The sequence below is a fragment of the Fenollaria massiliensis genome (assembly GCF_023347705.1).
In the GTDB taxonomy this organism is placed as follows: domain Bacteria; phylum Bacillota; class Clostridia; order Tissierellales; family Peptoniphilaceae; genus Fenollaria; species Fenollaria massiliensis.
The window spans coordinates 1,305,634-1,329,550 of record NZ_CP096649.1; the positions used below are offsets into that span (position 1 = coordinate 1,305,634).

The following is a 23,917-nucleotide window of genomic DNA, read 5'->3' on the forward strand; positions in this document are numbered from 1 at the left end:
TGACTGTAAAATAAATACTGAGTCTTAGATTCAAAAAATATACCGAAGATCTCTCCTCGGTATATCTCTATATTTTTTGTAAATACTAATTATTAAGAACGAATTCTATAATTCTATCTATTGCGTATGCAAAGTCAGCACGACTCACTTCTTTATCGTATCCAAGTTTGCCATCTTGATCTAATTCTAACAAGCCTTTTCTAACTACGTCTATGACTGCATCGCGGCTCCATGCTGGTAGATAGCTATATGCGCTATAGTCAACGTCAACTACATTAGGCATGTTTATATTATATAGTTTAAGAAGTCCTTCAAGCATAACGGCTAGTTCTTGTCTACTTACTTTTTTCATAGGCTTGAATGATCCGTCTGAGTATCCGGCTACAATACCATGTGTCATTGCCCACTTAACTGAATTGAAGTACCAGTCTTTCATTGTGATATCTTTTGCGCTCATACTTGTGTTTATAAACTTATCTATTGATATTCTCATGAAGACTGCAGCTACCATGGCTCTAGTAACTGTTGTGTTTGGCATAAACTTATCTTTTTTAATGCCTGCTAAAACGCCTCTTGATGCAAGATTGATGATTGCATCTCTTCTTTTTTCATTGACTATGTCTGTAAAATTAACTGGCAAGGCTTTATCAGCTACTTCTATTGGACTAAGTTTTGTTTTTTCTATAGGTTTTGTATTTGTTTCAATAGTCTTTCTTTCTTCTTTCTTTTCTTCTTTTTTCTCTGTTCTTGGTCTTCTTGGTATATAGCTATGCTCATCTCTATTATCAGGTTCATATGGCGGTATAATTATAGTATTATCGTTATCAGGATTTGGTTCTGGTTGTGGGTTTGGATTTGGATTTGGATTTGGATTTGGGTTTGGATTTGGATTTGGATTTGGATTTGGTTGTGGGTTTGGTTCTATTGTATTTTCTTTAATCAATACATTGTTTGATGTATAATTTAATGTATATCCGTTAGGAAGGACTCTTTCTAGTTTAATAGTAAATTCTTTATCATAGGCAAAGTTTGCTGTATGATTTTCATCAAGTGCAATTTCTTGTCCATCTTGCAATAGTTTTCCAGTATAAGCATCTTTCATTGTGCTCAAAACTGTTATTTTGTTTCCAACTATAGCTGCTGTAAATTCTGCTTTATCGAGATTTGCTCTCCAAGAAAGTTTTGTATTATTATCTTCTTTGTATGAGTATTCTTGATAAGCAGCTTGATCTTCGCTTGTGAAGGCATCGACTATGTCAACTATTGCACCATCAGCAAAAGTTAATCCGCCTTTTACTGCATCTATAGCAAGTATTTTATCTAAATCTAAGGTATATTTTCCATTCTTTCTATTTAAAAAATTTAAGCCTTTAAGCGTGCTCTTTACACTGCTTCCAATCTTCATGCTTATGCCCATTTTTACTATGCCACCTGTTGGCATCTTGCTAAAATCAATTGCATCTGATGGCTTTGGATTATATTTTAAATCTTTAGTAAAATCATCTACAATTTCTGAAAGCGGCTCTTGAATTTGTTTAAGAATATTTTCAATAGCGCCTTCATCGTTTATCTTCTTAAGTGCATCTTGCATTTCAGAACTAAGTTTTTCATCTCCAGCAAGGTGAGAAAGATATGCATAGTTTGCCAATTCTTCCACTGTAACAGTATCTGTGATCTTAGCTTTCAACAGTGGTCCAGCTAACTTTTGAACGTAGCTTTTGATTAGCTTTTCATCTTTTAATTTATCATTTACTTGTGTCAAGATGCCTTCGATTAAACTAACTAGATTTTCTTTTTTAATGCTTACATCTAGTTTATAAAAACTTGTCTTAATAAATAATACGTCACCTTCTACATGTGCTTCAAATGTAGCATTTGGATCCTTTGCTTTTACGAGCTCTTTAAGTTTTGGAATTATCTTATCATCCAAGTGATCCCATAAGTATTCACTTAATTTTGCATGTCTTTTTTCTGGATCAGGTTCATTCTCTAAAAGTCCAGTTATACTTGCGCTTAAATCAGTAGATATCTTCTTATAAAGCTCACTTGTAAATATTGCTCCACTTGCACCAACAATTAAGTCTTTGTTAATTACATTACGTTTAGCAAATTCTGTTAAATCTGTAATATTTTTTTGACTTCCATCTGAATCTGTATAAGTAACATTTTTAATTAGTTCTGTCTTAACATCTAAAGAATGTTCAGGATCTACAGTATTAATTGCATTTTTAAGTGAGATGTGACGGATTGGACATGGATAAGTTACAGTTGAGCCTGTTTCTATATCATATATTGTATTTCCTTCTTTACTTACTACTTTAGCAATATCTTGTGCATGCATGTGACCAGTGAATACATATGAAACGCCTAAATCAGCAAAGGCTTCTGCAGGCCTTTTACCATCGTAGCACTTTTCGTCCCATTCATTTAATAAGTATTCTTTTAATAGTTCAGGTTCTTTTACAAAGTGAGGAATGTATCCGTGGTGACTTAGTAAAAATACTACGTCATTTCTCTTCTTAGCTTCTATTATTTGCTTCTTGGCCCATTGATATAGGTTTTCTCCCATAGTACCAGCAGTGATGTGTGAAGCGCGTCCATCTGGTGTTACATCTTCTGTGTTAATTGTTGTGTCTATACCAATAACAGTAAGACCGCTTTTGCCTGAGGGAGCATTTTCTAAATCAATGTGCTTTGCGTATGAAGATGAGCCATGACCTTCTTCAAGGTTTGGATATTTTGACATGTAATTTTTATATTCTTCAGAATTGATATATAGCTCTGCTCCTTTGTATAAAGAGCTATACATAGAATTAAACATCTTATGAGTAGTAAGCCCTGCAAGTTCTGCTGTGTCAGTGTCTTTATTATATGTTGTAAAGTCATATCCATCGTAGTTATTGATGTCGTGGTTACCTGGTATTACAAAGTATGCAGCCTTTTTGCCTTGAGCTTCTCTTGCTTTTTTCCAAGTTTCAAGCTTAGAGCTAACATATTCATGAGATTGTTTTTCGCCATCTTTTGTTAAGTCGCCAGCTATCATTATAATTTCTGAATCATTATTCTTTACTAAATTGATAGCTTCGTCAAATATGCCTTGGCTTTGAGTAAATAGCTTCCTATCCGAATGCATAGCTCTTGTGTAAGCATCATTTTCAGCTATAAGTGTCGTTGGCAATACATGTGTATCTGACATAATAGATATCCTTAAGTCGCCTTCGCTTTGTTCTTGCGTGAACTTAATGTCTTCTGCGCGATTAACAGCATCTTTTGCATTTTGCAAATTGCTAAGTGTTACTGAATGATTAGCGTTTTCTATGCTAGTATCATCACTGTCTAATACGATTGCTTCATCGGCATTTTCGCTGCTAGTCTCGCCGCTATTTAGTACAATGGCTTCATTAGTACTTTCTGCTATGACTCCATTGAGTGGAGAGATAAACATAAGTATCGCCACAAGTAGCAATAATGTTCTTTTAAATAAATTCTTCATTTTTACCTCCAGTTAATAAATATTTTCTACGAGACCTATTCTATGAGATAAATATTATAGGAAGAATATATAGATGTAAAAATAATATAAATTTTCAGAAGATAAATGTGTTTTTACCATATTTATAAGTACAATTGAATTTTCATTTACTATTTACAAAGAAATACCCTCCTTACTCATTCATCAGGTAAAGAGGGCACATATAATAAAATCTTATTAATATTAATAAATTTTTGCATTAAAAAAGAGCGATCACTCGCTCTTCTTCATTCAATAGATTAAATACTATTCAGTTACTAATTCGTATTCATAAGTCTTAACGCCGTCAGCATTAACTACGTCAGTGTAACCTGCTGCTAGTAAAGCATCTTGAGCTTCTCCAGATTTTTTACCAGAGTTGCAATATAAAACGATCTTTTTGTCTTTGTCAGCTTCTAGAACTGATGGATCGTTTTTGATGTCATCTAGTGGAACGTTCTTTGCATCTTTGATGTGACCTGCAGCGTATTCGTCAGCGCTTCTTACGTCAACGATAACGTATTTGCCTTCTTGTTCAGCATCGCCTTGTAGTGCTACTACTTCATCACCTGTCATAGTTGCTTTTTCTCCTGTTTGAACGCTATCAGCTTGGTCTGCTGGAACGCTTTCAGTTGCATCAGCATTTTCTGCTGGTTTGTCTTCTGCTTTCTTACAAGCTACTAGTGAAAATGCTAGTACAAGTACTAAAGCTAATGATAATAATTTTTTCATGTGTATTACCCCCTTAAATTTTTACCATAGATATTATACCACTTTTAAGCATAATTGTAAAATTATTTAACATTATCTTAATTTTTTCTTAATAAATACTACTTTAGTAGTATAGTGCTTGCCATACAACTAACGCCTTCTTCTCTTCCTTCGAAGCCAAGTTTTTCTGTAGTTGTAGCCTTTACACTCACTCTATCTATGTTTAATTCAAGGTCTTTCGCAATATTTGCCCTCATTTCATCAATGTGTGGTCTTAATTTTGGCCTTTGCATCATTATAGTCGCGTCTATATTTGAAATAGTGTAGCCTTCTTCCTTGACCATGGCATAAACCCTTCTAAGTAGTACTCTTGAATCAATATCAAGGTACTCATCACTAGTGTCCGGAAAGTGATAGCCTATATCTTCTTTAGCCATTGCGCCTAAGATGGCATCCATAATCGCGTGTACAAGCACATCTGCGTCGCTGTGACCAAGTAGGCCCTTTTCGTGCTCTATCTTTACGCCGCCAAGTATTAAATCTCTGCCTTCGACAAGTTTATGAACGTCAAAGCCATTACCAATTCTTATATCCATTAGAACGCTCCTGTGCTCTTCAGCTTTTTCTTCCAATTAGTATTGAAGATCTCAGCTATAACTAAATCTTCTGGCGTAGTTATCTTGATATTGTCGTAATGGCCTTCAAGCATCTTTACCTCAACTCCAGCAAATTCAACGAGTGCTGAATCATCTGTTGCTAAGATATTTTCTTTTATCGCGTGCTCGTAGCCTCTAAGCAAAATGTCTTTTTTAAAGCATTGTGGGCTTTGCGCTTGCCACAAAAGTGATCTCTTTGGCGTATGATGAACTGTATCGTCTTCGTTAACTGACTTGATTGTGTCTTTAACTCTAACTCCAACAACGCAGGCGTCACAATTTAGAACGGTTTCAACAGCCTTGTCAATAGTCTCAGTCCTTATAAATGGTCTTGCTCCATCGTGTGTTAAAACTATATCAGCATTAACGCTAATGGCTTTGATGCCGTTATAAACTGAATCCTGTCTTTCCTTACCGCCTTTAACAATGTTAACGACTTTAGTAAATTTATATCTATTAACAATTTCGTTTCTTGTGTAATCTATCTCGTCTTTTTTACAGACAATAATTATCTCGTCGATGTACTTTGATCTTTCAAACTTTTCTATGGTATGAGCAAGTATTGGCTTGTCATTTATGCGCAGAAAAGCCTTGTTAATCTTAGAGCCCATCCTGTTACTCATGCCAGCAGCGGCAATTATAACCGAGACGAACTTATTCTCTATCATGAAATTTCCTCCAACTATTCTTTAATTTTCGCAAACATCATCTTACCAGCAGCTGTTTGAAGCACTGTTGTTATCTCAACTTTAAGCTTTTCGCCTATCCTCTTCTTAGCTTCTTCAACAACTATCATGGTTCCATCAGATAGATAGGCAAGGCCTTGGTTCTTTTCCTTACCTGCTCTAACTATCTCAACTTCAAGCTCTTCGCTTGGAAGTATCACTGGTTTAACTGCATTAGCAAGCTCGTTGATATTAAGCACCTCTATGCCTCTTACTTGAGCTACTTTATTTAAATTGTAGTCATTAGTAAGTACTTTTGCGTTCATCATAGATGCTAGTTCAAGTATCTTGTCATCAATCTCTTCTACATTATCTATCTTTTCACTAGAAACTTCTATATCAACTTTTGCTTCATTTTGCATTTGCTTAAGTATATCTAGACCACGTCTACCTCTTTTTCTTCTTTGATCGTCCGCCGAATCAGCTATGTGCTGAAGCTCTTGCAAGACAAACTTTGGTATAACTAGTGTACCCTCGATGAAACCTGAGCTAGCAATGTCTTTAATCCTACCATCTATTATAACAGATGTATCAAGAATTTTATATAGTTCTGTGTCTTTTTTCTTTGATTTTTTTACAGTACTCTTTTGAGTAAATTTCTCACCAATATTTGAGATATCCTTTCTTCTAGTTGTAACTATAATCCCTATATATGGGAAAAGTATATAGAATATAACGGATAAAACCGGTCCAAGTACTGGTATGCCTATGTTCATAGCGAGCTGCGATAGCAAAAATGCTATAACAAGTCCAACTAATAAACCTACTAAACCTAAGATAAGGTCCAAGCTGGTGAACCTTCTTAGTTCAATCTCAACCCTGTCACCAACATTTATAATTTTGTCGAATACAGTATCTGACAATAAATAAAAAATAATTGCAAATAAAACAGATAAAAATACCGATACATAGATACTGTAATCATGAAATGCTGGGACAAGGCTTGTGGCTAATAAACTTACGCCATAACCTGCTGCTGCTCCTATGAGGAACATGACAGCTTTCATAATTTTTTTAAACATTTTTCCTCCTACTCTACTGCCTCGTAGATAATTTTGTCAATTTCTTCGTATGATTTGCCGGAAGATAGTATCATTTCACTAATCAAAATGTTTTTTGTGTCATGAAGTATCTTTTTTTCTCCGGTGGAAAGATTCCTCTTATCATCTAAACTTTTTAAGTTACGGTAAACTTTAGCGACTTCGAAGATGTCTCCGCCCTTCAAAATCTCAGTATTATCCCTAACTCTCTTATTCCAGTTAGTGCTCATCTTTGTCGGTTCTTCTTTTAATACTTCAATGACATCTTTTAACTTATCTTTATCAATGATTGATCTTATCCCTCTTTTTTCCGCATTTTTTACAGGTATCATAACCTTCATAGCGCCAATAGGTAATTTCACAACAAAATAATCTTCTTTTTTGCCTAAGATTTCCTTTTTTTCTATGTCAACTATGATGCCTGCTCCATGCATTGGATAACAAACCATATCTCCTACTTCATACATACTTTTCGCCTCCCCTTCCTTTAGATGATAATTTCATACCTATAGTATATTATATCACAAGAGAGACAAAAAGTAAAGTTTTATAATATCATATTATATAATCTTTGTCAAGCCTTTTATTGATTTTTTTTAAATTTTCAGAATTTTAGTGCATCTATTAGCGAAGAACACTTAATTAGCTCTAATTTTGTGAATTTTGTCGATAATTTTGCTTCGCTGCTAATCACCGCCCTTTTATAGCCCATACGTTCAGCTTCTTTGAGTCTTCTTTCGAGCTGAGGCACTTTTTTTAATTCGCCCGTTAAGGATATATCAGCTATATACACAGTGTCCGAGCTTAATACCTTATTTACTAGCTGTGAATAAATTGCCGCGATTAACGCAAGATTCGATGCGTCTTCTTTAAGCTTAAGTCCTCCCATGGACTTGATTACGACGTTTTTATCAAACATATCAACATTTAATCTCTTCTCCATGATTGAAAGAAGTGTATTTAGTTTTTCTCTAGACATATTCTCGCTTATACGCGATGGATATGGTGTATATGACTTAGTTACAAGTGCTTCTACCTCAAGTATGACTGGTCTAGTGCCCTCCATATTTACGGTGATGGCGCTGCCAGGAAAATTATTTTCTTTTCTCGCAGAAACAAAATACTCGCTTGGATTATCAATAGATACAAGGCCTTTTTCTTGCATATTCATAAAACCCATCTCGCCTGTGGCTCCATAACGGTTTTTGCTCGCAACAATGGTCCTTAGCGAATCATTTTGATAAGTATCCATAATTAAAACGGTATCTACAAGGTGTTCTAGAGTTCTCACACCTCTTAGCTCATCATCTTTTGTCATTTGACCAACAATAAATACTATACGTGGCCTTTGTATATTTTTTGCAAGATTAACTAATTCATATGCGCACTCAACTGTTTGTGTTGGTGAAGCTGGTCTAGATGGCTTGTACTCATCAAGCTCGACAGTTTGTATCGAGTCAACAACTACCATGTCAGCGTCAACTCTAAGGACTTCTTCCTTAATATTGTCAAGGCTCATATCACTAATTATATATAAGTCATCCTCGATAGTATCAAGTATCCTGTCTGCCCTTTGCTTTATCTGGCTCTCAGACTCTTCGCCTGATGCGTATAAAACTTTAAGACCTTTTTTACAAGCATCGTTCGCTATTTGCAAAAGAAGTGTACTTTTGCCGGCGCCCGGTTTTGCTGTAAGTATGGTAACTGAGTCTTTAACTATGCCTTCGCCCATAACTCTATTGAACTCTTCGAAACTTGTCTTGAGCCTATCTGAGTTTGACGAAGTTACAGTTTTTAACTGCATTGCCTTGCTTTTTATGCTTTTTTCTTTTTTTACCTCTTTTTTCGTATCCTCCATGACTTCTTTTAGGCTGCCCCAAGAACCACACTCAGGACATTTACCTAAGTAGCCGCTAGATTCGTAGCCGCACTCGCTACACTTGTACAAGCTCTTCTTCTTTGCCATTTTTAAATTCCAATTCCTTACCATTGTAGTAAATAGTGATGCTCTTGTCCTTAGAAACATTATTTTTCAAAATTTCTTCAGACAATCTATCCTCTATCATCTTCTTAAATGTTCTCTCTAAAGGTCTTGCTCCATATTCAAGGTCAAAGCCCTTCTTAGCGATCTCGTCTTCAACAGACTTGTCGATCTCGATAACTATGCCCATCTCCTTAAGCTTTGCCTTAAGGTCTTCCGCCATCAAATGAACAATTTTTTCTATATCATTTTCTTTTAATTGATTAAATACAACGATGTCGTCAACCCTATTTAAAAATTCTGGTCTAAATGTCTTTTTAAGCTCTTCATTTGCAATTTCAGAAATTTTCTTCTTTTCACTTTTTTCTTCGCTAGATGCATCGCCAAAACCATAAGTATTTTGCTTTTTAAATCTATTTGCACCAACATTACTTGTCATGATTATGACTGCGTTTTTAAAATCTACAGTTCTTCCCTTTGAGTCAGTTAATCTGCCATCGTCAAGTAATTGTAATAAAGCGTTAAAAACATCTGGATGTGCTTTTTCAATCTCATCAAATAATACTACTGAGAATGGTTTTTTTCTAATCGCTTCAGTTAGCTGTCCGCCTTCATCGTAGCCAACGTATCCCGGTGGCGAACCTATAAGCTTAGATACGCTGTACTTTTCCATGTACTCACTCATGTCTATACGTATCATGGCGTTTTCATCGTTAAATAAGCTCTCTGCAAGTGCTTTTGCAAGATAAGTTTTACCCACACCAGTTGGTCCGACGAAGATAAAGCTTCCTATAGGCTTGTTTTTGTCTTTAAGGCCAACTCTCGCTCTCTTAATTGAGTGACTAAGTACGTCTATCGCCTCATCTTGTCCAATTACTTTTGCTTTTAAATTCTTATCAAGATTTAAAAGTTTTTCTTTTTCTTCTTCACTAAGTTTTTCAACAGGAATGCCAGTCCATTTTGAGACAACTCTTGCTATATCGTCAAAACCTATCTTCATGCTGTTTAGCTCTGATTTTTGCTTCCACTCAGTCCTGTCTAGGTCCATCTTATCCTTAAGTTCGCGCTCCTTGTCCCTTAATTGAGCTGCTCTCTCAAAGTCTTGGGCTTGTATCGCTTGAATTTTTTCAGATGAAATTTCTTTAAGCTCGTCCTCTATCTCCTTAAGTGATAGTGGTCTTACATAATTTTTCATTCTAACAAGTGATTGAGCCTCGTCGATTAGGTCTATGGCCTTGTCTGGCAAATATCTATCTGAAATATATCTCTTTGATAATGTCACAGCCGCTTCGATGGCTTCGTTTGAGATTAAAACTCTGTGATGCGCTTCGTACTTGTCTTTAAGACCTTCTATGATCTTAATAGCATCTTCTTCACTTGGCTCTTCAACTAAGATAGTTTGTAGTCTTCTTTCAAGTGCCGCATCTTTTTCGACATATTTTCTGTACTCATCAACAGTAGTTGCGCCAATTATTTGTATCTCGCCTCTTGTAAGATATGGTTTTAGTATGTTTGACGCGTCAAGCGAGCCTTCAGACGAGCCTGCTCCAACTATAGTATGAATTTCGTCAATAAATAAAATTACATCGTTTCTTTGTCTAAGCTCTTCAAGTAAATTCTTGATTCTGCTCTCAAACTCGCCCCTGTACTTCGAGCCAGCAATTAGACTAGTTAAGTCAAGTGAGAATATCTTTTTATCTCTAATAATTTCAGGAACATTTCCCGAAACAATTCTTTGCGCAAGACCTTCAGCGATGGCTGTCTTGCCGACACCGGGCTCACCAATTAGAACTGGATTGTTCTTTGTCCTTCTCATCAAAATTTGAATAAGTCTTTCAATCTCAGACGCTCTGCCAATTACAGGATCTATCTTATCCTTAATCGCAAGCTCATTTAAGTCCAATGTATACTTTTGAAGCGCTTCGCCATCACCCTCTGCATCTTCATCAAAGCCATCATCTTCTTGATAGCCACCTTGATTAAAGCTTCTAAGGCTATTTAGATAACTTGATAATGATGATAAAACCTTATCTTTATCTACACCAAATCTATCTAGTATGATAGATACAGGCGCTTCGTTCATTTTTACAATTGAATATAAAATGTGCTCAGTCGTTACAATTGGCGCACCAGATTGATTCGCCATCTTGATGGACTCTTCTATCACATATTTTAAACTTGCCGAATAATATATGTCCTCTTGCTTTTTCACGTCAAGCACTGATAATTTTTCAACCATTTCTTTAAGAGCTTCCATCTCAAGACCATTTTGTCTTAAAATTTCGGATGCCTTAGTCGTGTTTGCGCTTAAAATGCCGATTAAAACGTGAGAAGGATCAACTTCACTTTTAAACATCCTTCTAGCTTCTTCCTCGGCTATTTGAAATGAGAATCTTGCATTTCTAGTAAATCTTCCAAAAACTGCCATATTTATCTCCTTTCTTTATATAATTCTATAAATTTTTATTTTCTTCTTCATTAATATCCTTATCAATAAATTTTATCTTGCCAAGCTTTTCTCTAAGTATAGTCGCTCTTTTTTGGTCAATTTCTGACTTATCGCTAATGGAGTAAGTATACTCAATAGCTTCAGGCGTTATCATTAGATAAAGACTCGCATCAATGCTTGCTTCAGCTGGATCGAGAAGGTCCATGCTTCTTGCGAACATCAGATTTGATAGATATATTAGTGCCTCGTCATAAGTGATAAGGCTCGCCACCTTAATCATCTCCAAAGCCTTCATAATTCTGTCTTTCATCAAGATGTAGTTTTGCTCAAGATATCTGCGTCTATTTTCATTCTCGTAGACAATGATGTTTTGGTCAGTCAGCATGGAAAGCTTTTTAAATGACTCGATATTAGTAAATTTATTGATGTTCGCGTCTAAGATGTAGATATCCTCTATCTTAGAACCATCAGGTCCAATAAGTGGAGTAAGTCTAATTTTTTCCATGTCATCGCTTATTAGCTCATCCTTCTTAAACTCGTCTCTTCTGTATAGATGCACAATCTTAGCAATGTTTATACCGTTACCAATATTAACAGGGTCACTAGTCAAATAACCGTAGTCTTCATCAAATTGGAAGTCTATCGACTTATCAAGCTCACGCTCTATATCTATGGCGATGTCTACAAGCTCGTCAGCACTTGCTGTTCCAAGCACTCTAATCTCGATATGGTCGTTGTTATTTATAACTATGGCGATGGATTTGTCTTCATCAAGCAAAAGTTTAGTTCTCGTGATATTCTCTTTCACTGACTCATCCATAAAACCCTTTGATAAAAAATATTCAAATTTTTCCTTATCCATGTTTGACACTTCATAAAGCATAAAACTGTAGCTAGTGTTTTTTAACGCTTCTAAAACCATGTTCAAAATTTCGTTAAGCTTTGACCACATCAGCATGTCAGGGTACTTGTATCCCTTGATATTTCTCTTTAACGAGACTATGGTGTTTAAGATGTATTTATTGTAAATCGTCATTGTTCTCGCCATCTTTCACTTTTTCATTTGAAGTCTTAGCCTTGATTTCATCTCTGAGCTCAGCCGCTCTTTCATAATTTTCTTCTTGAATTGCATTGTCTAGCTCTTTCTTAAGAGCAAGTATCTCTGTATGCATTGGATTTGCATCGATATACCTCTTAGGTAATAGGCCTTCATAAGTTTTTTCGCCTCTTAATGAGTTCAAAATCGGTCTGATCTCGTAGGCAAATGTTTTGTAGCACTCCTCGCAGCCAAGCGTTCTATTCATTTTGAAATCACTAAACTTCATGTGACAGTTTGGACACTCTTTTTCTTCAAATTCTTCAGTTTCAAAAGTTCCAAAAAGCTTTTGCAAACCCTCAAAAAGACTTCTTATATCACTTTCATTTATATTCATATTCGTATATTCTCCGTATTCTCCTTGATTCATTTCATTAAAATCTCTTAGTGCACATTCAGTGCATAAGTGTTTTTCAATAACTTCTCCATCTAAAATTAATTTTAAATTAATCATCGCTTCATTCTTGTGGCATTCATCGCATAGCATTTTACTACCCCCTTTTAAGTAAAACTAGTAGGATGTTTTTTAATATATCACTTCTAAGTGCATTTCTCTTATCTATATCAATAGTTAGAGCCCTGTCATCAATAGACGCAAGAATTATTTCTTTCTCGTCTTTTGTAATGATTTCGTCATCACAAAGCTTTCTGATGATGTCATGAGCTTCTTTGATGGTGATGCTCTCGCCAATGGCGTCCATAAGTATCTCTTTGTACTCGTCTTCATCCTCTAAAAGATCAAGCTTCTCGATCTTGATATAGCCGCCCTCGCCCCTTCTTGATTGAATATAGTAACCAAAGTGAGGCGCAAACCTTGTCGTTAAGACATAGTTAATTTGACTTGGCGAACAGTTAAATCTTATGGCAATGTCATTACGCTTTATAAGTATGCTGCCACCCTCTTTGTCAAGTAAATTGTTTAAAAAATATTGAATTTCATCGCTTAACATATTTCTCACCTTTGACCTTCTTTGACTATTATACCATAAGTACCCAAGATGTGCAATGGATAAACATTAAGTGTAACTATTTTGTTAAAATTTCCACCAGAATTGTGCCTAGCGCTCGTTCGTTCGCTCACTCCTGTCGTGTACCTAATAGTACAGCTCAGTCGTTCGCTCATTCCACTTCGCCCTATACATCAATTCTGATTGAAAATTTAGTATTGGAACCGCACTTAAAAAATTCAAAAGAAAAACACATAAGTAAAACCTGTGTGTTTCTCTAAGAGAATAAGAACCCGACCCTATCTCAACACTTCGTGTTGGATGGGTGCCCCGGAACCTTGCAATTGCCTTCGGCAATTTAAAATATGAAAAATTTTACATAATTATAAAATATTAAATACACTAAATAAGAAAGACGTACCCTAATCAGTACGTCCTCCTTAAGAGAATAAGAACCTGACCCTTGCACAACGCTTCGCGTTGGCAGGGAACCCCAGAACCTTGCAATTGACTTCGGCAATTTAAAATATGAAAACCTTATATAGTTTTTTTAACTTATCACAAATTAAATAAACTTTGGTACTTTGTGCTTGAAAAAATATTGCAAAGAAAAACACACAAGTAAAACCTGTGTGTTTCTCTAAGAGAATAAATATGAAAAAATATATTAAATATCGTATATTCTATTTATTATAAAATTTTTCCTTACACCCTCATCGCCTCCGGCAATGTAAGAGAATAAATAGAAGAACCCGACCCTTGCTCAATGCTTCGCATTGGCAGGGAACCCCGGAACCTTGGCACTCCGTGCTTGAAAAAATATATTTAATATTGTATATTCTTATTAAATTTTCTTCTTGCTCGTACCACTGCTTCTGGCAGCGGAAGAGAAAAAGAACCCCGTCCTTGCGGACGTGAACCTTGCCATCGCTTTCAGCGATGTAAAATAGAAGAACCCGACCCTTGCTCAATGCTTTGCATTGGCAGGGAACCCCGGAACCTTGGCACTCCGTGCTTGAAAAAATATATTAAATATTTGTATTTTATTCTATTTATTTATTTTTTTCTGCGTTGGCTGCTTCTATAATCTTATTTGCTTGGTCTTGTGGTACTTCTTCGTATCTAATGAAGTCCATTTGGAAGGAGCCTCTTGCTTGTGTCATCGCTCTTAGGTCTATTGCGTATCTAAACATTTCTGAATGAGGTACTTCTGCTGTAATTACTTGTGTACCGTCATCTTGTGAATCTATGCCTAAGATTCTGCCTCTACGTTTGTTCATATCGCCCATAACGTCGCCTAGGTAGTTTTCTGGCACTTTTATTTCTGCCTTAACTATAGGTTCAAGCAAGATTGGTTTTGCTTCTTGCATACCCTTCTTAAATGCTAATTGTGCAGCAATCTTGAATGCCATTTCGTTTGAGTCAACATCGTGGTATGAACCATCGTATAATGTTGCCTTAACATGAACTACCGGATAGCCTGCTAAAACGCCATGTTCAAGTGATTCTCTAAGACCTTTTTCAACTGCTGGGAAGAAATTCTTTGGAACTGCTCCACCGAATACCTCTTCTTGGAATACAAAGTCGTCGCCATCGTTTGGCTCAAATCTTACCCAAACGTCACCATATTGACCAGCACCGCCTGATTGTTTCTTGTGCTTGCCTTGAACTTCAGCTTTTTGTCTGATAGTTTCTCTGTAAGCAATCTTTGGATCGTCAAGTTCAATCTCAACGCCAAATGTGTTTTTCAATTTATCTTTAATAACTGTTAATTGCATATTACCTTGACCGCCGATTAGAAGCTCTTTAGTCTCATGATTTCTAAGCACTTCAAATGTTGGGTCTTCTGCAGTCATCTTGTTAAGTGAAACGCCTATCTTTTCGTCTTCGCCTTGTTTTACAGGTCTTACTGACATATATAGAGTTGGCTTTGGATACCTAATTCTCTCGAATATAACAGGATTAGCCTTGTCACATAGCGTATCGCCAGTACGAGCGTGTTCAAGTTTACTTGTAGCACCTATGTCTCCTGCGGTGATGGTTTCAGTATCGATTTGAGTCTTACCTCTTAAGTAGAATAATCCACCAAGCTTTTCTTCTACTTCTTGACTTGCATTGTATAATGGTGTTGATTTTGTAAGCTTACCAGATATAACTTTGAATAGAGATAATTTTCCTACGAATGGGTCAACTATAGTCTTGAAAACAACTGCTGAGAATGGTTCATTTGTGTCAACTTTTCTCAATTCTTCTTTATCTTTCCATGTGCCAGTGTATGCGCCTACTTCGTTTGGAGCAGGGAAATATCTTTGAATCTTATGAAGAAGTAGCTCCATGCCTATGCCTTTTTCAACGCTACCTACCATAAGTATAGTTAGTTCACCGTTTCTAACAGCTTGCTTTATACCTTCTTTAAATTCAGCGTCAGTAAATTTTTCGCCTGCAAAGAATTTTTCCATAAGTTCCTCAGATGTTTCAGCAACAACTTCATTTAATTCGCCTCTAAGCTTTTCAATGTAGCCATCCCACTCAGCTGGAACAGGAATTTCAGTTCTCTTTCTATTTTCATAGCTATATGCCTTATCTTGAATTAAGTCAACCATGCCCTTGAAGCCTTCAGCTTCGCCAATAGGCATAACTAGTGGAACTATGTGTCCACCAAGTTTTGTTCTTATCTCGTCCAAAACTTCATCAAACTTAACATTTTCCTTATCCATCTTATTTAAAAAGATAAATCTTGGAGTGTGATATTTATTTAAGTTTTTCCACGCTTTTTCAGTACCAACTTCAACACCTGCTTGTGCGTCAATAACTAGTATAGAGCCTTCAGATGCTCTCTTTGCACCGTACATCTCGCCAATAAAGTCAAAGTAACCAGGTGTATCAAGAAAATTGTATTTAACATCATTATATTCTACAGGAATAACCTTTGTATTAATAGAAACCTTTCTTTGTTTCTCTTCTATAGAGAAGTCTCCAACAGTATTTCCGTCTTCAACCTTGCCCATCCTAGAGATAGCGCCTGTTGCGTATAAAAGTGATTCAACTAGCATAGTTTTACCACTGCTACTGTGTCCCAAAAGGGATACGTTTCTGATTTTGCTTGCATCGTAAGCCTTCATATTTTTTCCTCCTCATATATAATATAGTTATTTTATCAATTTACTTTGTAAAAGCGTTTTGAGTAAAAAAATTTAGTGTGAAGACAAAATCCCTTCACAAAAATATTATAACATATATAGATTTTTTTTGCAATGATTTTATTGTGCTGATATGCAAAAATTATAAAGAGATTAAAAAGAAGAGCTCATCACTCTTCTTTCATCTCATCATATGCAAGTCCTATAGCCTTGTAAAAATATTCAAGATCATCTTCATCAAAATCAAATACATCGCTGTGATGAGGTCCTTTTAAATTTGTTCCCAGCATTAAATGCATGGCAGGAACCTTCTTTTGCTTAAGCTTTTTAAGATAAGTGGTTACATCTTCACTTGCGCCAAAACTTGGCATCCTATCAGTTTTTACATCGTTTTTATTAAGCTTTTTAATTATTCTATCGACAAGATTGATATTTTCTTCCTTATATGCACTAGCCCTTGCGATTATATCAAGCTCGTATCTTGCACCCTTCGCCTCAGATACACATTTTGCAATGTTTTCCATCGCTTCAAGCATCTCATCCATCGCCTCATCACTATCACTTCTAAGGTCCATGCCTAAAGTAATTTTATCCATGATGGCATTTCTTTGACCTCCACCATTAATAATGCCAATGTTGATAAGTTTTTTGTGATGAGCATCTACTGTTAAGTCCTTAATCATGTCTATAAAAGCCATGGCAATGGTTAGAGCGCAGATGCCTTCTTCTGGTGCATTCGCCGCGTGAGCTGACTTGCCAAAAAAGTTCATATCAAGCTTAGTAGTCGCCATAAAATCGGTAGTTCCAACACCGATATAGCCTTTTTTCTCGCCTAAACCGATGTGATAGGATAAAAATCCATCTACATCCTCTGTAATGAAGTTCGCCATGCGTCTTGCGCCTCCAACGCCTTCCTCGGCTGGCTGAAATAAAACTCTAACAGAGTCACCAGACTCACTAAATCGCTCGCATAAGCTTAGCGCCAAGGCTATGTGTCCATCGTGGCCACAGGCGTGCATATTATTATTAGTCGAAGCAAATCCAAAAAGGTTCGGTATATGAGTTACATCCTTTGTCTCTTTTATCTTAAGTGCATCGATGTCCGCTCTAAATAAAAAGTATGGGGCCTTGCCAAACTCAGCCATTACCCCAGTATAGCCCTTGTTAATATCACTCATATCGCTTTCTGCACCATCTTCATAGATGGCTTTACCATAATAAAGCTTACAATTTAAATTTTCTAATATTTTAATAATTTCCTTCGTTGTCTTAACTTCTTCAAAGCCAAGCTCAGGAATTTTATGAAATAATCTTCTACATGAAATCAAATCCATAACCATCACCTACTTGGCTCAATCTTACAACAAGCAGCGGCTTTTGTCAAGCTTGACAAAAAGGCTTATATGTAGTAATATATCTAATGTTGAGGTGAATTATGAAAAAGAAATTTATTTTATTTATAACTATGGCACTAGCTGCTATCATGCTTTTAAGTGCATGCTCGGAAAAGCATGAAAAATTTACAAAAGAAATGATTAAAGAGTGGAACGTTAGCGAGAAAAAAGAACCAAACGCTGACGATATAAACGATGACTTCGTTAATGAGCTTAAACGCTTTATTAAAAAGAGCATTGAAGATAAAAATTACGAAGCATTCTCAGAAATGGTTTGTGATGAGTATTTAACAGCAGTTGATATCACAAGAGACGCCTACAGGGAGCATAACAAAGAGCTTTCTGAAGCTTTGAAAGATATAAAAGTTGATGTATCGGACGTTGAGGCAAAACAAGTTGACGAAGATGCAATAGAACTTAGATACACACTTAGCTACAACGATTCAAAAACAGTGCAATACATCTATATCTACAAAGACAAAAACGGTGTATTCAAGTTCTCGCCATCAATATACGAACCACACGCTTGGGGCGATGAAAACTATAAAAAAGACTCCATCAACATAAAATTCATATCCATAGGAAAAGTTACTAAGGGTATGGAAGTCAGAGCAAAGCTTATGAACACTGAGAAATGGGATAGATCACTACTTAGTGCAACGCTTTACACAGACAGAGGTAAATACGATGCAGCCAAGTTTAAGATAAATATTGCAAGCGGCAAAACAGAACATGTATTATTTTACTTCGATCACGCAAAAGGCAAAGCAGAAAAGTTCGAGCTAGTCTACAAAGGCGATGGCGGCGAAGAAAAGACGACTACATTTGAATTTAAATAATATTTTGATATAGTAGGAAGAAATGCTTCCTACTATTTTTTTGCAAAAAATATCTGCCAGGACGCGCCTAGCAGATATCTTTTATAATAGATTAACTATTTACTTTTTTTCAAAATATACTTTTTCTTGATATATACAAGTCCAATTAGAATCATTAAAGCTAAGAAGATTCCTAAAACATCTTCACTAACACCAGTCTTTGGTATTATGTGTTCTTCTGGTGGTGTTGGTGGTGTTGGTGTTGGTGGTGTTGGTGGTTCTGGTTCTGGTTCTTCAGGCTCTTCAGGTGGTGTTGGTGGTTCTTCTGGTGGTACTTCTTTATTTACTATAGTAAATCCATTGTACATATCACCAGAGTAGCTAACTTCAAACTTTCTTTCGTCAATAGTATAAACTTTATCCTTTTCGCCTACTTCTTTAACAGTGTAGATATATGCATTACCCATATCATCTTCAATGTCAAGATTTGTGAAGCTTGCGCTCCAGTCATTTGCTTCGTTTAAAGTAAGGAATTTGCCGCTTGCTTCTCCATTGATATATAGCTCAACTTTTATATCTTTAGTTTCGCCAAGAGCTTGCCAAACTTTTCTAACTCTGACAAATGTCTTTCTTGGTGTAGGTGGTTCAGGTGGTATTTCTGTGTTAGTAATATTAACAGCAAATACTTCTGTTAGCGTTATATCTTTTGCATAGCGAATGATATATCTACCATCATTTTGTTTTTCAACTTTGATAAAGGTATTTAAATTAGCTTCATTAAATTCTTTATTTTTATCTTCTTCTGAAAGTTCAAATACTTCATAACGATAATTTCCCGCTGCTAAAACCTTTTTAATTTCATCGGTCATATAGTTAAGGATAATCTCTTTGCCATCCTTATCCTTGCCGACTACTTTTAATCCAGCTTTTTCTGTATTAATGGCGCCAGTATAGCCAGGAACTTCCACTTCTTTGATGGAATATCCCTGCTTACGAAGAGTTCCCTTTAAGTTTTCTATAGTCTCTTGCCACTTGCCTTCCTTAGTAAGTTTGATCTCTTTAATCTCACCTTTTTCGTTAGTAACAATAACTGTAATTTCGTCAGGAATATTGCTATCTCCACCAAGCCATTGCTTCAAAAATTCAATCATATGATCTGGACCATAGTGGTTTTCAGCCTTTATTTGCCAATCTTCTTTAGCTTCTTGTGGACTAATAATCGTTGTCCTCTCGTGACTATCATAAGGCGGATTAGGCTCTAACTTTTCAGCAATAAATAAATCTGCATATGGTACACCATTAATGACTAAGCGTGGAAGATAAAGCGCATAAGCCCCATTTTCATCTCTCTTTAAATAGAAATTGTATTCATAAAGATTTGGTTCATTGCTAATAACGTCATAGTATCTAACTGGAATACCTTGACCATAAGTTTCTGCTTCAAGCTCTTTAAAGACAACATTTTTCTTAAGGTCGTAAAAAGTTAAATTATATTCAGGCATATAATCGACAGTAAAAGTAAATTCTTGAGTATCCACTTTTTTACCATCAAGGTATAAGTTCAATTTTATGCCCTTTATAGTTCCATCTTCATTTTTATAGTTATATCCTCTAAAATGTCCGCCCGTAGAAGTTGTTTCGTTTTCTGCTTGACCTTCTTCATGAAAAGTATTAGCATAGCCTATACGAATTCTAAATTTTTCTTTATTATTAATAAACTCTGGTGCAAAAATATCTGAATCTTCTTCAAGACTATATTTGCCAGCAGCCAATGCTTTTGGATCAAGCTTTTCAAAGCTTCCCTTCCATTCGTCTTTTTCCCTTAAGGTAAGTTTTTTATAGATAGGCTTTCCATTCTTATCATAGTCATCTATAACACGTTTACCATCTAATAGCAAGTAAAATTCAATAGACTTAGGTTGATCTTCTTCTTTAATATTCTTCCAAGACTTTTCTACATCTAATTTGCCCCAAGGTGAGTTCGATAGAGTAAAGCTATGGTTTTTATTTCCTTGAACCTGATAATCTTGAGTCTCTTCAGTTTGAATTGCCGTAAAACCTACATTTTCATAGTAGTCGTTAAGCCATAAATATGGTACTTCTACAGTTAATGTGCCGTCTTTATTTTCTGTTAAAACAATAGCATAACCGTGATTCCTATTGTGATAGCCTTCAACATCGCCCCAACCTTCATATTCAGTAAATTTACGGTAAGCTCCATAATATTTATATTCTGAAACCTTCTTTATTAGAAGTGGATGAACAATTGTAGCTTTTCCAAAACCCTTGCCTACTCCATTTTCATCTTTTTCTTCATGGATTTTTGTTTGACCAATACGAGTTAAAACTTGTTTTACAGGATCATAAAAATATAAATATATGTCCTTGTCTTCTCTAACGTCTGCATCATCATACGTAACATTATATACTCTAGTGATTTCAAGCACACCAGCTTTTTCAGTTTTATCTTCTGTCGGTTTTTCTTCAGAATATTCTACAAAGAAATCGTCACCTTGCTCTATGACCATATACTTATATCCTTTTTCAGCAAGTTCTTTTGCAGTAAATGGTAGCCCCTTATCCATTTGATAAGCATCATCAGGTAGACCTATGTCTGAGAAATTCTTTATTCCAAGCTTTTTAAGAATTTCTTCTTTGTTTGCTCCGTTATAATAATTGGTGTCGAAGCGACTGTGCCAATTGTTTTCTTTGCCAAGTGTAATCTCGCCATATTTGAATAGTGAGTTATCTTTTCCGTAATTCGCCTTAACGTATTTTTGGTCCTTGTCAATAGGAACTATAAAAAGGTCTGCCTTTATTTCCTTAGGAATATCTTTTTTTTCAATTAGTTCATCCCATTTTTTATTGACTTCAATACCATAATCACCTTCGTCTTTTGGTGTTGTAATATTGGCATTTGATCCAACACCAGCACCATTACGAGCTTGGTTACCCAAAACAAAGGTCTTAGAGTTTTTCCAAGCTTCTTTGATAAGCTCCTCACTATAAACAGCCTTCAAGTGAGTGAATTGTCTATGGTAAGAAAGTCTTTCTGGAATGTCTACACCATTTTCTTTACTTGGACCATCTTCTAAAAACTTGATAATGTTTTTATCTTTGGTAACCGGAGATATATGTGAGTAAAATTCGCCTTCAATATTTTTTCCATTTAAGCTGAAATACCAAGTCTTTTCAGAAAAAGTAATGTCTTTTCCATAGCTGCCAGAGTCATTGTTGTAAACATAGACGCTGTGGCCGTCACCGATGTGGACAAAGCCTGTAGGACAGTTCCAAAGGCCACCGCCGTTGCTACCGCCGATAATACTTGAAGTTACCCAGCCCTTTGCTTTGTTTTCAGTAATCAGAATATCTTCTAATTTTTGCGTAATAGGTGGAAATGATACATAAATACCTCCGCCGAATTCACCGGCTTTATTGTCTAAAATCATCGTTTTACCAAGCTTGACATCATTAGAGTCTATATAGATGCCACCGCCTGATGAAAGGGCTCTGTTTTTATAAATCAAACCGCCGTCAATTATCGCTTCAGCCTTGTTTGTTTTTATGAAATTCTCGTAATTGGTGTTTACTGTCGCTTTTTCAGCCCCCAAAACATTGCTTGGACTGCCAATATATTGAGAAGAGATACCAATTGCTCCACCGGTGTTGTAAGATTTATTTCCGGCGATAATTCCGTCAGTAATAGTTATTTTTGAAGCTGGAAAACCATTGAGACCTCCACCCATTTGGTAACGAGTGGCTGAAAGATTGTTGGCAATAATACCGCCATTAATCTCAACTTCAGCAGGATCTCCACTAGATCCCCAAAGACTTCCAGCAAAAACTCCACCTGTTAGGCCACCGTGGTTATTATCAATCAAGCCGTTGGTCATGGTGAATGTGCCACCCGGTTGAACGAAAACGGCGCCGGCCGCATAGGGGCGTTCGTAGTCGTGATCGATTTGCTCGAAGGAAGTGTTCTTAGAGATTCTACCGCCTTCCATAGTGAACTTTCCGCCAGAGTTTACGCGTACAGGTCCAGTATAACCATGTTTATTATATGAATTCATTATGACGGCGTTTTTCATTGTGAGTTCGCCATCGACATCTATGACAGTACCCTTGTTGTCAAAAGCAGTACGTGCTATATCCCCATTTCCATCAATATAAACAGCTTTATCTTTCGTTCCAAGAGTCAATTTACCTAAAACTTTAAATAATGTGTCATTTGTAAAGCCATCATCTCTTTTAATAATGATATCTTTCTTATCTTCAGAAGGAAGTAGATTTTTCTTTAAATCAGCTTTTTCTAAAGCTTCCTCTCCACGTCTTCTTGCTTCTTCGATGATCTCTCTTTGTTTTTCTTCACCTTGATCAGCATAATCAGCTGGTTTTTTTATTGGATCCCAAGAATCTTCTATACGCTTATTATCTGCAGTTAAAGTAATATCTTGGTCTGCTCCAATTGTCAAAGCTTCGGTTAATGTAAAACTTTTCGTAATCACAATAGTCGTTGGTTTATCACCAGCATCTGCTATAGCTTGCTTTAATTTTTCAAAAGAATCTACTAGAACAATTTTTTCTTCGCCTTGTCCTTGACCTTGGCCTAAAGCTATAGGGTTTTCAGCTAGTTCTTCTATTTCTAGTGTTTCACCAGCCTTTAATTCTTTTGCTTCTGTCTTCTCTTCAGTTTTTTCGCCTTCTTCAGCTTTTTCTTCTGGCTTTTCTTCTGTGCCATCTTTAGCTTTTTCTCCGTCTGTTTTAGCATCAGCTTCTTTTGTTTCGTCTTGTTTCTTTTCTTCTTCAGTTTTTACTTCTGCTTCAGCGTTTTTCTTAGTATCTTCTGTTTTTTCTTCAGTTTTTTTGTCTTTCTTAATTTCTTCTTCTTTGCTTTCTGGATCAACAGCTTCTTTTTTTGCATCAGAAACTATTTGTTGATCTTCTGTTTTTTCTTTAGTTTTATTTTCTACTTGAGGTGTTTCCTCTTCAATTGTTTTTTCTTTAGTTTCTTCTGCTTTTTCTGTTTCTTTTTTTGTTTCAATATTTTGTGCTTCTTCTAGATTTTTAGCTTCTTTATTCTTATCTTTAGGTGTTTTCTCTAGTTCTTTTGCTTCTTCTGTTTCTGATGCTAATTCGCTTAGAGCTGTTCCCTCCAATTGTGTTACTTCATCTGTTGATTTTGCATTTAGATCTACTTTACCAAATGCTAGAATAGTAAAAAGCAAAGTTAAAAAAATTATTATAACTCTTTTTTTCACTATTTTCACCCCCTTTTCTTTTTATATTTTTTGCAAAGTTTTCGCTTTGCTTACTCAATAATATTTATTTGAGTACTATTATTATATACCTAAGTAAAGTAAAATGCAATACTTTTTTTAATATTAATAATTAAGAAAAATTTGCACAAAAAAAGAGAGCCTTTCAGCTCTCTTTATAGTTTATCTTAATT

At 35.7% G+C, this 23,917-nt stretch carries 15 protein-coding genes; 1 reads left to right on the forward strand and 14 read right to left on the reverse strand.

Going from position 1 to position 23,917, the window contains the following annotated elements; genetic code table 11:
- Window positions 1-85 precede the first annotated feature (85 nt).
- The 13 genes from M1R53_RS06435 to M1R53_RS06495 all read right to left on the reverse strand — a co-directional run bounded on the left by M1R53_RS06435 (window position 86) and on the right by M1R53_RS06495 (window position 17,590).
- Complete coding sequence (locus tag M1R53_RS06435) at window positions 86-3,493, reverse strand: S-layer homology domain-containing protein (protein ID WP_249242421.1); 3,408 nt, start codon at window positions 3,491-3,493, stop codon at window positions 86-88.
- A gap of 285 nt (window positions 3,494-3,778) precedes the next feature.
- A complete protein-coding gene (locus M1R53_RS06440) occupies window positions 3,779-4,243 on the reverse strand; it encodes a rhodanese-like domain-containing protein (protein WP_249242422.1) in 465 nt (154 codons plus the stop codon).
- A 98-nt stretch (window positions 4,244-4,341) separates the two neighbouring features.
- Complete coding sequence (ispF, locus tag M1R53_RS06445; protein ID WP_249242423.1) at window positions 4,342-4,818, reverse strand: 2-C-methyl-D-erythritol 2,4-cyclodiphosphate synthase; 477 nt, start codon at window positions 4,816-4,818, stop codon at window positions 4,342-4,344.
- The gene (gene ispD / locus M1R53_RS06450; RefSeq protein WP_249242424.1) at window positions 4,818-5,546 is read right to left on the reverse strand and encodes a 2-C-methyl-D-erythritol 4-phosphate cytidylyltransferase; all 729 of its coding nucleotides are present in this window, start codon (window positions 5,544-5,546) and stop codon (window positions 4,818-4,820) included. The genes ispF and ispD overlap by 1 nt, the downstream gene beginning before the upstream one ends.
- Before the next feature lie 14 nt (window positions 5,547-5,560).
- Window positions 5,561-6,625 (reverse strand): PIN/TRAM domain-containing protein, encoded by a 1,065-nt coding sequence (locus tag M1R53_RS06455; RefSeq protein ID WP_019214094.1) that lies wholly within the window; start codon window positions 6,623-6,625, stop codon window positions 5,561-5,563.
- Between the two features lie 8 nt (window positions 6,626-6,633).
- Window positions 6,634-7,110 (reverse strand): CarD family transcriptional regulator, encoded by a 477-nt coding sequence (locus M1R53_RS06460; protein ID WP_019214095.1) that lies wholly within the window; start codon window positions 7,108-7,110, stop codon window positions 6,634-6,636.
- A 137-nt stretch (window positions 7,111-7,247) separates the two neighbouring features.
- Window positions 7,248-8,609, reverse strand: a complete 1,362-nt coding sequence (gene radA / locus M1R53_RS06465; protein WP_249242425.1) for a DNA repair protein RadA — start codon at window positions 8,607-8,609, stop codon at window positions 7,248-7,250.
- On the reverse strand, window positions 8,578-11,052 hold the full coding sequence (locus M1R53_RS06470) for an ATP-dependent Clp protease ATP-binding subunit (protein WP_249242426.1): 2,475 nt from the start codon (window positions 11,050-11,052) through the stop codon (window positions 8,578-8,580). Before M1R53_RS06470 ends, radA begins: the two co-directional genes overlap by 32 nt.
- Window positions 11,053-11,077: 25 nt before the next feature.
- Window positions 11,078-12,109: a hypothetical protein gene (locus M1R53_RS06475; RefSeq protein ID WP_249242427.1), complete on the reverse strand. Its 1,032-nt coding sequence runs from the start codon at window positions 12,107-12,109 to the stop codon at window positions 11,078-11,080.
- Entirely contained in the window at window positions 12,093-12,656 is a 564-nt protein-coding gene (locus M1R53_RS06480) for a UvrB/UvrC motif-containing protein (protein ID WP_085839618.1), read from the reverse strand. The genes M1R53_RS06475 and M1R53_RS06480 overlap by 17 nt, the downstream gene beginning before the upstream one ends.
- Window positions 12,657-12,660: 4 nt before the next feature.
- A complete protein-coding gene (locus M1R53_RS06485) occupies window positions 12,661-13,119 on the reverse strand; it encodes a CtsR family transcriptional regulator (protein WP_249242428.1) in 459 nt (152 codons plus the stop codon).
- Window positions 13,120-14,168: 1,049 nt separating this feature from the next.
- On the reverse strand, window positions 14,169-16,238 hold the full coding sequence (fusA, locus tag M1R53_RS06490; protein WP_249242429.1) for an elongation factor G: 2,070 nt from the start codon (window positions 16,236-16,238) through the stop codon (window positions 14,169-14,171).
- Window positions 16,239-16,426: 188 nt separating this feature from the next.
- Window positions 16,427-17,590: an amidohydrolase gene (locus tag M1R53_RS06495; RefSeq protein WP_249242430.1), complete on the reverse strand. Its 1,164-nt coding sequence runs from the start codon at window positions 17,588-17,590 to the stop codon at window positions 16,427-16,429.
- A gap of 101 nt (window positions 17,591-17,691) precedes the next feature.
- Between M1R53_RS06495 and M1R53_RS06500 the strand changes: the two genes are divergently transcribed.
- Window positions 17,692-18,489 carry a hypothetical protein gene (locus M1R53_RS06500; protein ID WP_249242431.1) on the forward strand — a complete coding sequence of 266 codons (798 nt, stop codon included), beginning with the start codon at window positions 17,692-17,694 and terminating at the stop codon, window positions 18,487-18,489.
- Between the two features lie 95 nt (window positions 18,490-18,584).
- Here M1R53_RS06500 and M1R53_RS06505 read toward each other — a convergent pair whose 3' ends face one another.
- The gene (locus M1R53_RS06505) at window positions 18,585-23,726 is read right to left on the reverse strand and encodes a Cna B-type domain-containing protein (protein WP_249242432.1); all 5,142 of its coding nucleotides are present in this window, start codon (window positions 23,724-23,726) and stop codon (window positions 18,585-18,587) included.
- Window positions 23,727-23,917: the final 191 nt, after the last annotated feature.

Excerpts from the sequence above, each read along its gene's own strand:
- M1R53_RS06480 (WP_085839618.1), bottom strand. The coding sequence starts at position 12,656 with ATGCTATGCGATGAATGCCACAAGAATGAAGCGATGATTAATTTAAAA.
- radA (WP_249242425.1), bottom strand. The coding sequence starts at position 8,609 with ATGGCAAAGAAGAAGAGCTTGTACAAGTGTAGCGAGTGCGGCTACGAA.
- M1R53_RS06475 (WP_249242427.1), bottom strand. The coding sequence starts at position 12,109 with ATGACGATTTACAATAAATACATCTTAAACACCATAGTCTCGTTAAAG.
- ispD (WP_249242424.1), bottom strand. The coding sequence starts at position 5,546 with ATGATAGAGAATAAGTTCGTCTCGGTTATAATTGCCGCTGCTGGCATG.
- M1R53_RS06435 (WP_249242421.1), bottom strand. The coding sequence starts at position 3,493 with ATGAAGAATTTATTTAAAAGAACATTATTGCTACTTGTGGCGATACTT.
- M1R53_RS06500 (WP_249242431.1), top strand. The coding sequence starts at position 17,692 with ATGAAAAAGAAATTTATTTTATTTATAACTATGGCACTAGCTGCTATC.
- M1R53_RS06460 (WP_019214095.1), bottom strand. The coding sequence starts at position 7,110 with ATGTATGAAGTAGGAGATATGGTTTGTTATCCAATGCATGGAGCAGGC.
- M1R53_RS06455 (WP_019214094.1), bottom strand. The coding sequence starts at position 6,625 with ATGTTTAAAAAAATTATGAAAGCTGTCATGTTCCTCATAGGAGCAGCA.
- ispF (WP_249242423.1), bottom strand. The coding sequence starts at position 4,818 with ATGGATATAAGAATTGGTAATGGCTTTGACGTTCATAAACTTGTCGAA.
- M1R53_RS06495 (WP_249242430.1), bottom strand. The coding sequence starts at position 17,590 with ATGGATTTGATTTCATGTAGAAGATTATTTCATAAAATTCCTGAGCTT.
- M1R53_RS06485 (WP_249242428.1), bottom strand. The coding sequence starts at position 13,119 with ATGTTAAGCGATGAAATTCAATATTTTTTAAACAATTTACTTGACAAA.
- M1R53_RS06440 (WP_249242422.1), bottom strand. The coding sequence starts at position 4,243 with ATGAAAAAATTATTATCATTAGCTTTAGTACTTGTACTAGCATTTTCA.
- M1R53_RS06470 (WP_249242426.1), bottom strand. The coding sequence starts at position 11,052 with ATGGCAGTTTTTGGAAGATTTACTAGAAATGCAAGATTCTCATTTCAA.
- fusA (WP_249242429.1), bottom strand. The coding sequence starts at position 16,238 with ATGAAGGCTTACGATGCAAGCAAAATCAGAAACGTATCCCTTTTGGGA.